The sequence below is a fragment of the Microbispora siamensis genome, assembly GCF_016863095.1.
In the GTDB taxonomy this organism is placed as follows: Bacteria; Actinomycetota; Actinomycetes; order Streptosporangiales; family Streptosporangiaceae; genus Microbispora; species Microbispora siamensis.
The window spans coordinates 1-13,211 of record NZ_BOOF01000003.1 but is presented as its reverse complement, the minus strand read 5'-3'; the positions used below and the strand labels follow the sequence as shown (position 1 = coordinate 13,211).

The following is a 13,211-nucleotide window of genomic DNA, read 5'->3' as shown; positions in this document are numbered from 1 at the left end:
GTGGCCGGACGGAATGATGGGACGGTGTCCCGACGCAATGCCTCGCACGGCCGCACCGGTCGTCCACCGGTGACCTCCCGGGCGGAGATCCTGGAGGCGGCCCGCCGGCTCATCGACCGGGACGGCTGGGAGAAGCTGAGCATTCGCCGGCTGGCCGCGGAGCTCGGTATCGGGACGATGACCCTGTATCACCATGTGCGGGACAAAGAAGACCTGCTGCTTCTGCTGATCACCGAGTACGCGGACCAGGTCCCGCAGCCCGACCTGCCCGGCGAACCGCGGGACCGCATCGTCGCGACCGCCACTCTGATCCACGACGCCCTCGCGGCCTGGCCGTGGGCCGCGGAGGTCCTCACGGCCGACGGGTTCGTCGGCAGGCTCGGCGAATCAGTGTGGATGGTCGAAACCATCGTGGCCGGAGCCATCGACCACGGATGCACACCCGAGCAGGCCGTGCACGTCTTCCGCCACATCTGGTACTACACCGTCGGCGAGATCCTCGTCCGCGCCCACTCCGCCCAGCGACCGGCGGACGCCGGGCGACCCACGGACGGCGACCCCCTCTTCAGCGGCCTCGACACGTCGCGGATGCCACGCCTGGTCGCCATCGGCGACCGCTGGCGGACGCTGGCCGCACAGGACACCTACCCCCAGGGACTGCGGGCCCTCGTCGACGGGCTGCTCGCCCAGGCCGCGTCGGCGGCGCCGGGTGAGACGGCGTCCGCGGAGCGGGGTGAATAGGCCCTCGTCTCCCGCGCGCGAGCACTCGGGTAGGGGTGCGGTAGTCCCGGGATAGCGCACGTCCCTAATTAATGAAGTGTGCTGAGGATTCACTTCACGGTCCAGGATATGGGCCGAATTCGCATGAGTGCGGGACTCGGCCTGGTGACGGAGGGCGTGTTCGCGCTGGACCTGTTCCGGCGCAACGGCGCGTTCTTCGACGGCTGGCGCAAGCAGGTGCGTCAGCGGCTCGGGTCGCGCGTCGCGGACCTGGAGCCGCTGCTTCGCGAGCGCCGGGCACTGTCCGAACTGCTGGAGACGTTCCGGCGCGGGGCCGCGGACAGCGGCGCCGACGCCCGGGTGGCGGGACTGGTCTTCGAGTTCTGCAGCGCGGCCGTCGTCCCGTACTGGGACAGGGTGCAGAGCCGCCTCGAGGCCGAGCGGGCCGTTCGCGGCAGGATCGGCATCACGACGGGGGTCGAGGGGCTGCTCGGCACCCTGCACCCCAACGTGGAATGGCAGCCGCCGCTGCTGGAGATCCGCGACGACGAGGAACGGCACGTCGAGCTGCGCGGGCGCGGGCTGCTGCTCAGCCCGTCGCTGTTCCTGCGCGGCAGGTCCTGTGTGGTGATCGACGGGGGCGACGAGAGACCGCCCGCCCTCGTCTACTCCATGCGGGCCGACGTGTCCGACGTCATCGGCGTCGAGGCCCCGCCCGAGCAGGCGCTCGGCGCCCTGGTCGGGCACACGAGAGCGGCGGCGCTCCAGGCGCTCGCCGAGAGCTGCACCACCGGCGAGCTCGCCCAGCGGCTGGGCATCTCGCTGGCCGGCGCCAGCAAGCACGCGACGGTCCTCCGCAGGGCCGGGCTGGCGAACGCCTCACGGAGCCGGAACACCGTGCTCCACACACTGACGCCGCTGGGCGTCGCGCTCCTGCAGCGCCGTGAGCCCGTCCAGGCTCACTGACCACGAGAAAAGGGGATCCACCATGAGCACCAACCCGTTCGAGGACCCGGACGGCACCTACCACGTCCTGGTCAACGAGGAGGGCCAGCACTCGCTGTGGCCCGCGTTCGCCGAGGTGCCCGCGGGATGGTCGGTGGCCAAGGCCGCCACCGACCGGCAGTCGGCGCTCGACTACGTCACGGCGAACTGGACCGACATGCGTCCGGCCAGCCTGATCACTTCCATGAACACACCGTGAAGGGACCGACCGTGCTCACGATCAAGCTCACCGAGACCGAGACCGCGCTCGTGCGGGAACTCGTCGAGGAACTGTGCGAACGCCACGAGAGCGTGGAGTCGCCCGAGTTCCAGCGCGAGGGCAAGACCTACGCGCAGGAGCTGCCGCGCCGGCTGCGCGCGGAGCTGAACGGATTCACGGCGGCCGAGCGCCACGGCGCCTGCGTGATCTCCGGGCTGCCCGTCGACGACGCTGAGATCGGCCCCACGCCGGCGCACTGGAAGGACAAGCCGGTGCCGTCGCCGACGCTGCGGCACGACATCGCCTTCTACCTGATGGCGTCCCTGCTGGGCGAGCCCATCGGCTGGGCCACGCAGCAGGACGGCTATCTCATGCACGACATCCTGCCCATCAAGGGGCACGAGCACGAGCAGATCGGCTCGGGCTCGCAGGAGGTGCTCACCTGGCACACCGAGGACGCCTTCCACCCGCTGAGGACGGACTACCTCGGGCTGGCCTGCATGCGCAACCACGACGCGATCGCGACCACCGTCGCCGACGTCGCCGACATACGGCTGGACGAGGCCACCGCCGAGGTCCTGCGCCAGGAGCGCTTCCGGATCCTGCCCGACCACTCCCACCGGGCAGAGAACGCGCACGTGCCCGCGGAAGCGAGCGGGCTCGGCCGCAAGGCCGCCACGCTCATGCGAAGCAGCCGGGAGATCGTCGAGGAGGAACTGCGCTCGCCGACGGCGGTCGCGGTGCTGTTCGGCGATCCCGACGATCCCTACATCCGCATCGATCCGCATTTCATGCAGGGCGTTCAGGGAAGTTCGGAGCAGGAGGCACTCGATGAGGTGACCCGCGCGCTCGACGCCGCGCTCACCGAAATCGTCCTGCGGCCCGGCGACATCTGTTTCATCGACAACTACCGGATGGTGCACGGGCGGAACGCGTTCACGCCCAGGTTCGACGGCACCGACAGGTGGTTGCGCCGTCTCAACATCGCGAGGGATCTGCGCAGGTCCCGGGGCCGGCGGCTCACCGCGCGATCCCGCACTATCTACTGACCGGCATTCGAGGAAAACGGCGGAGAGCCGGACTGAGCGTCGCTCCGAGCGCCACGGCGCCCAGGGCCGCGGCGCATATCAGGAGGCTCTCCGCCCCGCCCCCGGCCAGGGTGACCGTCAGTCCGCCGGCCACCGGGCCGACCGTTCCCGCGAGGTCGGCGCAGAGGCCGACGACCCCGCTCAGCCGGCCGCGCATCTCGTCCGGGGCGATCGACAACTGGTAGCTCACGATCGTGGCGTTCGTGACGGGCAGGAACACCGCGGCCAGCCCGAGCAGCGCTCCGAGCGGCACACCGCCCGGCACGAACGCCATCGACGCCGCTATCGCGGCGAAGGCCCACGACGAACCGATGATGATCACGGGGGCGGGCAGCGCGTCCTGCAGGCGGCCGGCCACCACGGCCCCGAGCAGCCCGCCGACGCCGAAACAGGCCATCATCAGCCCGATCTCCCCGGAGGCCACCTCGGCCTCGCCCGACGCCACCAGGATGACGACGATGAGCGCGTGGAACGCGAGGTTGACGAAGACGATCCACACCGCGGTCGTCCTGATCACCGGCTGCCGCAGCAGCCAGCGGAACCCGCCCAGCAGCGCGTCCCGGGCCGGCTCTCGTCCGGCGTCCGCCGCGGACGTGACCGGGCGGCGGGGCAGCCGCAGGAACAGCAGCGCGGCGACGGAGACGGCCATCAGGCCGGCGTCGATCGAGAACGGCCCCAGTTCGTGCACGCCGAAGGCGAACCCGGCCAGCGCCGGGCCGAGCAGGAGAGCCGCGAACGGGCGCGCGGCGTTGCGCGTGAGCGCCTCGCGAAGCTGGGAGGCGGGCACGACCTGCGGCAGCACCGCGTGCTCCGCGGGCTGGAACACCGAGCTGAAGACGCCTTCGAGCACGGCCACGAGCGCGAGATGGGGGAAGGAGTAGAACCCGAGCGGCAGCGCGACCACGACGCTGCCCATCGCCGCCCCGCGCACCACCTGTGACAGCAGCAGGATCTTCTTGCGGTCCCACCGGTCGGCCAGCACGCCCGCGGGGACGTTCGCGATCATCCGTGCCGCGGCCAGCGCCGAGGTGAGCAGCCCGACCTCCACCGGCGAGGCCGCGTGCGCCAGCAGCAACAGCGGAAAAGCGATGAACACCATCTCGCTCGCCAGTTCCGACAGGAACATGTTGCTCCACAAGATGGTGTAACCGCGATTTCTGGACAACGGGACCGGCTCCGGCCCGTCCTGTTTCCGCGCGGTCTCATTTCCTGTCATCGCCATGTCATGTCCTCGCAGCAGTGGAAAAACAACCGGTCCGCGTCGATGCTGCGCCGGAATTCGCCGCGCGGCCAGGTATTTGACGGGTACGCGAAAGCCGAAGGCCACGCCGCCGGCGAGCCATATTTCTGCACCATTCAACTTGATTGCCCGCGGCGCCGGGCGGTCACATTCTGGAACCGCCAGACGCGTCCGCCCCGGATGCGGTGACGACAAAAGCAACTGGAGGTCATGTCGTGAATGCCGCGACGATTACCGGCACACCCGGCAGGGTGGCCGCGGGGGAGCCGGCGCTCGCCCCCGTGCGATGGTGGCCCTCGCTGGGCGTGGGCGCCGCCCTGGCCGCCATGGTCCTCGCGCTGTCCGGGCGGCACGGGTATCACCTCGACGAGCTGTACACGAGGGTGGCCGGCCGCCACCTCGGCTGGGGGCAGATCGACCAGCCGCCGCTGGTCGCGCTGGTCGCCAGGGTGGAGACCGCCGTGTTCGGCGACAACCTCACCGCCCTGCGAGTGGTGCCCGCGCTGCTGATGGGCGTCACGGTGGTGCTCGTCGGGCTCATCGCCCGCGAGCTGGGCGGAAGCCAGAGGGCGCAGCTCCTGGCGACGGTCGCCGCCGCCGTGTCGGGCCTCGCCCTGATCACCGCGCACCTCCTGGGCACCAACGATTTCGACGTCCTGGTCTGGGTCGCCGTCTGCTGGCTGGCGATCCGGCTCGCCCGCACCCGTGACCCCCGGCTGTGGCTGGCGATGGGCGTCGTGGTCGGCGCCGGCCTGTACGCCAAGTACCTGCTCGTCCTGCTCCTGCTGTCCATCGGGGTGGGCATGCTGGTCGGCGGGCCGCGCCGGCTGCTGTTCCACCCGTACGTGCCGGCGGGCGCCGCGATCGCGGTCCTCATCGCCTCGCCCGTCCTGATCTGGCAGGCGACGCACGGCTGGCCGCAGTTCGAGATGGCCGACGCGCTGTCGATCGCGCTCGCGGACCTGTCGCGGATCTCGTTCCTGCCGATGCTGATCCTCGTGGTCGGGCTGTTCCTGACCCCGTTCTGGATCGCGGGCCTGGTGGCCCTGCTGCGCCGCGCCCAGTGGCGTCCGTACCGGTTCGTCGCGGTGGCCTACCTCTTCATGATCGCGCTGCTCATCGCCATCGGAGGGCAGGCGGTCTACGCCGGCGCGCTGCAGTTCGTCCTGCTGGCCGCCGGATGCGTCGTCGCGGCGGACTGGGCGCGGACCGCCGTACGCCGCTGCCTCGCCGGGGTGGCGCTGGCCGCCAACCTGGTGACGTCCGCGGTGCTGCTGCTGCCCGTCCTGCCGATCCAGGCCTACGCGGACAACCCGCTGCTGGCACAGCTCGCCATCACGCAGTTCGACCAGGCGGGATGGCCGGAGCTGACCGCCCAGGCCGCCGCCGTCTACCGCGCGCTGCCTCCGGAGGACCGGTCGCACGCGGTCTTCTACGGCAACCACTACGGCCAGGCGGGCGCCCTCGACAAGTACGGCCCCGCCTACGGCCTGCCGCCCGCCTACAGCGGGCACAACTCGTACGCCGACTTCGGCCGCCCGGCCGACGACAAGACGGTGGTCATCACGATCGGCGTGGACCGGGCGAAGTTCTCGCAGCTGTTCGCCCAGTGCACCCCCGCCGGCCGGTTCACCGTCGACCTGCCCGTCTCGGACGCGGGCCAGGAGTTCATGGTGTGCCGCGGGCCGCGCGAACCGTGGTCGCGGCTGTGGCCCCGGCTGCGCTGGATCGGCTTCCAGTGCCCGTACACGGCCATGGCCGTGACGGCGGCGAGCAAGGAGGGGTGTGTCTGAGCCGGTCGCCGAGCCCTGGAGAGGAAGACCGCCGGGAAGTCCTTCCCGGCGGTCTCGTCGTGGTCCGCTCGTCGTGGTCCGGGTGCGGCCGGCGTGCGCGGCGACACCGAGGGTGGCATGACATGGAGAGGGAGGGTGAGGCGACCCCACCCTCCCTCTCGGCCGGCCGGCTCGGCGTCAGCGGAAGGCGAACGCCGACAGCAGTTGCTCCGGGTCGGTGAGCCGGGGGCCCGAGGGCAGGCCGTCCTTCTCGACGAACCGCTTGAGATAACCGGCCCCCTCCGTGCCGCCTGAGCCCTTCATGTTCGGCAGGTACGTGCGGCCGAATCCGTAGTGCCTGCCCCGCCAGACCAGCAGCCGCCGTTCCAGCGCGGCGTACGCGGCGGCCACCTCGGGGTCCTCGCTGGTGCCGGCCGCGTCCCGCAGGGAGCGGAACTTCCGCAGCCGCGGATCGCCGATCACCCGGAGATGGTCGAAACGGGTGAAGGTGTCCCTCTTGCGATCGTCGTAGCCGTACACCACCAGCTCCATCAGGTGGTAGTTCAGCGACTGCACCGCGCTCGCGTCCCCGGTCGCGTCGCGGAAGCCGAGGAACAGCTCGGGCGTCAGCGTCTTCAGCGCATGGAAGATCGCGTTGAGCAGTTCGGCGCACGCGTCCACCTGGTCCATCCAGAACAGGCATCCGGCCCGGTCGCGCTCGACCAGCGAGACGGCCCGGCGGGCGGCCAGCCTGGTCATGAAGAAGGTCAGCTCGCACGCCTGCACGGCCCGGATGAAGATGTGCTCGTCGTGCTTGTCCGAGCGGCGGAAACCGCAGAACCGCCTGAGCACGAGCACCTGCCGGTGGAGCCGTTCGTCGCCCGCCAGGCTCCGCACCAGGTCCGCGCCGCGCGGCGCACCCTGCGGCGTCACGGGCATGGCGGCGATCCGGTCCAGGACGGGCCCCAGGCGGCGCAGGCGTTCCGCGATGTGGCCGGGCGGCTCCCGGTGCCGCGCCGCCTCCTCGTGCTCCCGTTCCGACAGGTCGGTCAGGATCGCGTGCATCGCCAGCAGGGCGCCGCCGTAGGCGTCGTCCTGCTGGGCCAGGAACCACCCGAAGACGTGCAACCCCGTGTAGCGGTAGTACTCGGGAATCGCCAGGCGGTGACTGAACGGACGGGTCAGGAGCCGCATCTCGACGTCGTCCCCCGCCACGGCCTCGTCGTAGCGGCGGGACAGGTCGGCCAGCTCCTCCCGGCTCAGCTCGGCGAGCGCGGTCGAGGCCAGCAGGCCGGCGAGCGCCTCGCTGTGCCCGGGGAACGCCGTACGGAAGGTCTCGGTGGTCATCTCGCCCCCACTGTCACCGGGCTCCGCCGGCCGACGAGCAGGTGCTTGTCGGCCGTGGAGCGGCGGACGGCGCAGTCGGCGAACCCGGCCCGCCGCAGCAGGCCCAGGTACTCCTCCGGAGTGCGGTGCCGGCCCTGGGTCTCCAGGTGCATGGACAGGTTCATCACGGCGGTCGACAGCGGGCCGCCGCGGTCGGGGTCGAAGAGGCGTTCCATGACGAGCACCCGGCCTCCGGGCCGGCAGGCGTCGTACGCCTTGCGCAGCAGCCCTTCGCAGGTCTCGTCGTCCCAGTCGGACAGGATGTAGCCGAAGGCGACGCAGTCGCCCTCGGGCAGCGGGTCGCGGAAGAAGTCGCCGCCGGCGAAGGTGAGCCGGTCGCCGAGTTCGTACGCCTTCGCGCTCTCCGCCAGGTAGGGCCCGACCTGGGGCAGGTCGAAGACCGTCGAGCGCAGGCGCGGATAGGCGAGCAGGGCCGCCACCGAGAACGGGCCGCTCGCGCCGCCCACGTCCACCAGCCGCCGGACGTCGCCGAGGTCGGCGAGCCTGGCCAGCTCGTGCGAGACGTGGAAGCTGAGCTGCCACATCGCGGTCAGGAAGCGCCGGACGGAGTCGTCGTCGCGGTAGAGCGTGGCGAACGGGTCCGGCATTTCGGCGTCGACGGCGGCCTTGCCGCGCGACAGGTAGTCGTGCACCTGGCCGAACCGCTGTGCGGTGCTGCCGACCAGGTGGTCGACGAACCCCAGCAGATAGCGGGGCTCCCGGCTGTCGAGGTAGGGCCTGGTTCCCTCGGCCAGCGCGTACCGGCCTTCCCCGGTGCGGGTGAGCACCTGCAGGGAGACCAGGACGAGCAGCAGGCGCTCCAGGGTCTCGCCGTCGACGCCGAGCGCGCCGGACAGTTCGGCGGCGGTGGCGCTCCCGTGGTCGGCGAGATGGACGAACACGCCCGACCTGTCGGCGAAGTGCAGTGAATGAGTGGCGTAGATTCCGAAGACCGCGCGTTCGAGATGCACTGGGATCATGGGCGAAATCCTTGATAAGAAGATGACGTGTCCGCTCGCGCGTCGCGCTCGTTTCGCGCGGGCAGGGGGATGTCACGTCAGTTTCCGCGGATGCGCGGCACGGCCCCAAGGATTTTTCTCCGCCGGTTAAACGCGGACGCCCGTTCTCCGCTGGAGGTGGTATTTCGCGACCCCAGATTATTCCAGGTGCGGCCGCGTGAGGCGGCCTTGTTGACGTCTCGGTTGATAAGCGAGTTCGGAAGCATGTTCGGGCCGGAACGGCTGGCGGACGCTGTAATTGTCGGGCACGATGACAGAGTCGGAGTGCGCTCTCCATAACTTTCGGGAATGACGATGACATACGCGGTCAGGTTGGAATCCGTGAACAAGGTGTACGGAGGTGGGCGCAACGCGGTGCGGGCGCTGGACGATGTCTCGATCGCGCTGCCACGCGGCACGTTCACCGCGATCATGGGTCCGTCGGGCTCGGGCAAGAGCACGTTCCTGCACTGCGCCTCCGGTCTCGACCGGTCGACCTCCGGGCGGGTGTGGCTGGGGGAGACGGAGCTGTCGCGCCTGAAGGAGGAGCAGCTGACGGTGCTGCGCCGTGAGCGGGTCGGGTTCGTGTTCCAGGCATACAACCTGCTGGACGCGCTGACCGTCGAGCAGAATGTCACGATGCCGTTCCGCCTGGCGGACCGGCCCGTTCCGTACGACCGGCTGCGTGCCGCGCTGGCCCAGGTCGGCCTCGCCGACCGGCACGACCACTATCCGGGCCAGCTTTCCGGCGGGCAGCGGCAGCGGGTGGCCGTCGCCCGCGCGCTGATCCACGAGCCCGAGGCCGTGTTCGCCGACGAGCCGACCGGCGCGCTGGACACGCGCACCGGCCGGCAGATCCTCGAACTGTTACGGCGGATCGTGGACGACCTGCGGCAGACGGTGGTGATGGTGACCCACGATCCGGTCGCCGCCTCCTACGCCGACACGGTGGTGTTCCTCGCCGACGGCAAACTCGCCGGTGACATGAGCAAGCCCACGCCGGAGCGGGTCGCCGACCGCATGACGCGCCTTGGTGAGTGGTGACATGACGCGGCGGGTGTTGTCGAGACGTGCGCTGTCCCTGGCCTGGAGCACCATCAAGGGCCGCAAGGGCGGATTCGTGGCCGCGTTCGTCGCGGTCGCGTTCGGGTCGGCCGTCCTCACCGCGAGCGGGATCCTGCTCGAGACCGGCCTGTCCTCCGGTGTCCCGGCCGAGCGCTATCGGGCGGCCGAGGTGGTGGCCGGCGCCCCGCAGACCTTCCCGGTCGCCGAGGACGTCGACCCCCGCTACTCCGAGCGGGTCCGGCTGCCGGCCGGGCGGGTCGAACAGGTGCGGCGCGTGCACGGCGTGCGGGCCGCGGTCGGGGACGTCAGCGTCCCGATGAGCCTGGTGACGAAGGACGGCCGGGTGCTGGCGGGTCCTGACGGCGCGCCCCTGCTGGGCCACGGCTGGCCGGCCGCGGTGCTCACCCCGTTCGCGCTGACCGCCGGACGGCAGCCGCAGACGCCGGACGAGGTGGTGCTGGAGTCCCGGCTCGCCGAGGAGGCGGGCGTGTCCGTCGGCGGCACGGTGACCCTGGCGGTCGGCACGACCTCGTCGGTCTACCGGGTGGCCGGTCTGGTGACCCCGCGCGGCGGGCCGCTGACCAGGCAGGGCGCGCTGTTCCTGACCGAAGATCGGGCACGGAGCCTCACCGGGCAGCCGGACCGGGTGGACACGGTCGGCGTGCTGGCCGCGCCCGGGGCGGACCCCGATGAACTGGCCGCCGACATCGAGAAGGCCGTACGCGGAGTCGTGACCTACACCGGGGACGAGCGCGGCGACGCCGAGATGCTCGACGTGGGGGCGACGCGGGCGTTCGTGATCGAACTGGCCCTGTCGTTCGGCGCCACCATGGTGATGGTCGTGGTGATCGTGGTCGCCGGCACGCTCGCGCTCTCGGTGCAGCAGCGGCGGCGGGAGCTGGCGCTGCTGCGGGCGATCGGGGCCACGCCCAAGCAGGTCCTCGCCATGATCGGAGCCGAGGCGACCCTCGTGAGCGCGGCCGGCGCGGTGGCCGGCGCGGTGCCGGGGATCGCCCTGGGCTTCCTGTTCCACCGGGTCTTCGCCGCGGTCGGCGTGCTGCCCGAGGACTTCGAGCTCGTGGTCGGCCCGCTGCCCGTGCTCGCGGCCATGCTGCTGTGCGTGGCCGGCGCCCGGATGGGCGGCTGGATCGCCGCCAGGCGCGCCGCGAAGGTCAGCCCGATCGAGGCGATCGGCGAGGCGGCCGTGGAGCCGCGCAAGCTGGGCTGGGTCCGGCTGACGATCGGCTCGCTGCTCGTCCCCGCCGCCCTGGCGGCCGCCGTCGTGCTGCCGATCGCGCTGCCGGGGGAGTCGGCCGTGGAGGGCGCGAGCAGTTCGGCGTTCCTGCTGGTCGTCGCCGTCGCCCTGCTCGGTCCCCGGCTGCTCACCGGCGCCGTCGTCCTGCTCGGCCCGCGGCTGAACCGAGGCCGGGGGGCCAGCGGGTTCCTCGCCGTCGCCAACGCCCGCGCCAGGTCGCGGCGGCTCAGCTCGGCCACCACGCCGCTGATCATGGGCGTCACGATGGCCGCCGCGCAGATCTTCAGCGCCACCACGCTGAGCGCCGCCGCGCAGGACCAGGTCGTGGACGGGCTCCGGGCCGGCTACGTCGTGACCCCCGCGGCCGCCGGACTGTCACCGGAGCTGGCCGGCGTGCTGCGGAAGACGGCAGGCGTGTCGGACGTGACCCCGGTCGTACGGACGCAGACGCTGATCACCTACGCCGACGGCGACAGCCGGCAGTACAAGATCTTCCCCACCCAGGGCGTCGAGCCGGGGGGCATCGCGGCGACCATGGACCTCGGCGTCCTGCGGGGCGACCTCGCCGGCCTGAGCGGCGAGGCGGTGGCGCTGAGCCGGATGGCCGCGGGCACCGTCGGCGCGGACGTCGGCGGGACCGTCGACCTGCGCCTCGGTGACGGCACCCCCGTACGGGCACGGGTGGTGGCGATCTACGAGAAGGGCCTCGGCTTCGGCGACGTCACGCTCCCGCACGACCTGGTGATTCGGCACACCACCGACCGTCTCGACTCCTGGATGCTGGTCAGGGCGACGGGCGGGGACGCCGGGCTGCGGCAGGCCCTGGCGGCCTACCCGACGGCCCGGGTGGCCGACCGGGAGTCCTTCATGGCCGCCCAGGACGACGCGGAGGCCGGAGGCGACGCGGTCGGCCTCATACTCAACGCGGTCCTGCTCGGCTACATCGCCATCGCGGTGGTGAACACCCTGGTGATGGCCACCGCGGCGCGCGTACGCGAGTTCGCCATGCTGCGGCTGATCGGCGCCCGGCGCGAGCAGGTGCTGTCGATGATGCGCGGCGAGGCGCGCATCATCACCGTCGCCGCCGTGCTCATCGGCACTCTGGCCGCGCTTCCCTCGCTGGCCGGCATCGGCATCGCGGTGAGCAGGCGGCCCCTGCCGTCGATCCCGCCGCTCGCCTACGCGGGCATCGTCGTGGCCGCCGTCCTCGTCGCCTGGCCGTCCATCATGATCTCCGCGCGCGTCGCCATGCGGCGGCGGCCGGTGGAGACCATCGGCGCCGAATAGGCGCGAACGCGTTGACCATCCTTTTTAGCGACCCAGTCAATGACATGGATCTATCCCATCATTCCGGGCGAAGCTGGCATTCCCTGAATGGGTCAAATCCAGATTTATTCGTCGATGACGGAGGTCGACCATGTCGGTACGGGAAATCGAGGATCCGGTCCCGCTGTTATTGCCGGCCGATCGTCACCGGTCCGCGGCGGGCACGCACATCCCCGCCGCACACCGATTCACGATCACCGGAGAACTCGCCGACGAGCTGCGAAAGCTCGGCGCCCGTCATCACACCTCGCTGTTCACGATTCTGGTCGCCGCATGCCAGGTGCTGTTCGCCCGCTATTCGGGTCAGCAGGACGTCGCGGTGGGCGTGGCCACCGGCGGAGATCACCCCGGGAAACTGATCCTGCGCTCGCGGGTGGCGGGCACGCAGCCGTTCGGGGCCTTCCTGGCCACGGTGGGGGAGACGGTGCTCGCCGCCCGCGCCGAGGGCGGCGCGCCGGCCGGGACGCGCGTGCTGGTGGTGCAGGGCGAAGCGCCGGCGGATCCGGTGGACCTGGCGGTGGTCCTGAGCGAGCGGACCGGCCCGATCGAGGTGGCCGGTCCGATCGAGGTGACCATCGCCTACGACGCCGGGCTGTTCCTCGCCGGCACGGTCGAGCGGATGGCGGCCACGCTCACGACGACGCTGGCCGCGGTGGCCGCGGACCCGTCCGTACCGCTGTCCGAGTTGCCGCCGCTGACCGAGGCCGAGCGGCGGCGGGTGCTCGTGGAGTGGAACGACACGGCGCGGGACTACCCCGCCGACCGGTGCGTGCACGAACTGGTCGCCGAGTGGGCGCGGTCCTGCCCGGACGAGCGCGCCGTGATCTCCGACGATCTCACCCTCACGTACGCGGAGCTCGACGGCATGGCCGCGAGGCTGGCCGGGCGCCTGACAGCGGCGGGCGTGACCGCCGAGTCCCGGGTCGGCATCCTGCAGAGCCGCGCTCCGCACGCCGTCGTGTCGATGCTCGCGGTGCTCAAGGCCGGCGGCGTGTACGTGCCCCTGCACGACAGCTATCCGGTGGACCGGATCCGCTGGGTGCTGCACGACACCGGCGCGACGGTGCTCCTCACCGACCGGGCGATGGGCGCCAAGGCGCGGGAGGCCGGATTCCCGGTGATCGTGGTGGACGGCCCGGAACACGACGACGCCCCCG

General features: G+C 71.5%; 11 protein-coding genes. 8 read left to right on the top strand and 3 right to left on the bottom strand.

Annotated features, from left to right (window positions below):
* Nucleotides 1–24 precede the first annotated feature (24 nt).
* The 4 genes from Msi02_RS03135 to gntD all read left to right on the top strand — a co-directional run bounded on the left by Msi02_RS03135 (nt 25) and on the right by gntD (nt 2,973).
* Nucleotides 25–741 carry a TetR/AcrR family transcriptional regulator gene (locus Msi02_RS03135; RefSeq protein ID WP_204046987.1) on the top strand — a complete coding sequence of 239 codons (717 nt, stop codon included), beginning with the start codon at nt 25–27 and terminating at the stop codon, nt 739–741.
* A gap of 123 nt (nt 742–864) precedes the next feature.
* Nucleotides 865–1,686, top strand: coding sequence for an ArsR/SmtB family transcription factor (locus Msi02_RS03130; protein WP_204046986.1), 822 nt, complete (start codon nt 865–867; stop codon nt 1,684–1,686).
* A gap of 22 nt (nt 1,687–1,708) precedes the next feature.
* Nucleotides 1,709–1,924, top strand: coding sequence for an MbtH family protein (locus Msi02_RS03125; RefSeq protein WP_079314335.1), 216 nt, complete (start codon nt 1,709–1,711; stop codon nt 1,922–1,924).
* Complete coding sequence (gene gntD / locus Msi02_RS03120) at nt 1,921–2,973, top strand: guanitoxin biosynthesis L-enduracididine beta-hydroxylase GntD (RefSeq protein WP_204046985.1); 1,053 nt, start codon at nt 1,921–1,923, stop codon at nt 2,971–2,973. The genes Msi02_RS03125 and gntD overlap by 4 nt, the downstream gene beginning before the upstream one ends.
* On the opposite strand, the gene Msi02_RS03115 is transcribed toward gntD, so the two are convergent.
* A complete protein-coding gene (locus Msi02_RS03115) occupies nt 2,963–4,228 on the bottom strand; it encodes an MFS transporter (RefSeq protein ID WP_275414076.1) in 1,266 nt (421 codons plus the stop codon). The genes gntD and Msi02_RS03115 overlap by 11 nt on opposite strands.
* Nucleotides 4,229–4,467: 239 nt before the next feature.
* Between Msi02_RS03115 and Msi02_RS03110 the strand changes: the two genes are divergently transcribed.
* Nucleotides 4,468–6,045, top strand: a complete 1,578-nt coding sequence (locus tag Msi02_RS03110; protein WP_204046983.1) for a glycosyltransferase family 39 protein — start codon at nt 4,468–4,470, stop codon at nt 6,043–6,045.
* A gap of 177 nt (nt 6,046–6,222) precedes the next feature.
* Here the strand turns inward: Msi02_RS03110 and Msi02_RS43820 are convergent, their stop codons facing one another.
* Together Msi02_RS43820 and Msi02_RS03100 are read right to left on the bottom strand one after the other, a co-directional pair.
* A complete protein-coding gene (locus Msi02_RS43820; protein WP_204046982.1) occupies nt 6,223–7,371 on the bottom strand; it encodes a tryptophan 2,3-dioxygenase family protein in 1,149 nt (382 codons plus the stop codon).
* Nucleotides 7,368–8,390 (bottom strand): methyltransferase, encoded by a 1,023-nt coding sequence (locus Msi02_RS03100; RefSeq protein WP_204046981.1) that lies wholly within the window; start codon nt 8,388–8,390, stop codon nt 7,368–7,370. Before Msi02_RS03100 ends, Msi02_RS43820 begins: the two co-directional genes overlap by 4 nt.
* Before the next feature lie 360 nt (nt 8,391–8,750).
* On the opposite strand from Msi02_RS03100, the gene Msi02_RS03095 reads away from it, so the two are divergent.
* The 3 genes from Msi02_RS03095 to Msi02_RS03085 form a co-directional block, all read left to right on the top strand.
* Nucleotides 8,751–9,452, top strand: a complete 702-nt coding sequence (locus Msi02_RS03095; protein WP_306291629.1) for an ABC transporter ATP-binding protein — start codon at nt 8,751–8,753, stop codon at nt 9,450–9,452.
* Nucleotide 9,453: 1 nt separating this feature from the next.
* On the top strand, nt 9,454–12,015 hold the full coding sequence (locus Msi02_RS03090) for an FtsX-like permease family protein (protein WP_204046980.1): 2,562 nt from the start codon (nt 9,454–9,456) through the stop codon (nt 12,013–12,015).
* A gap of 130 nt (nt 12,016–12,145) precedes the next feature.
* A partial coding sequence (locus tag Msi02_RS03085; RefSeq protein WP_204046979.1) for an AMP-binding protein occupies nt 12,146–13,211 on the top strand: 1,066 nt, incomplete at its 3' end.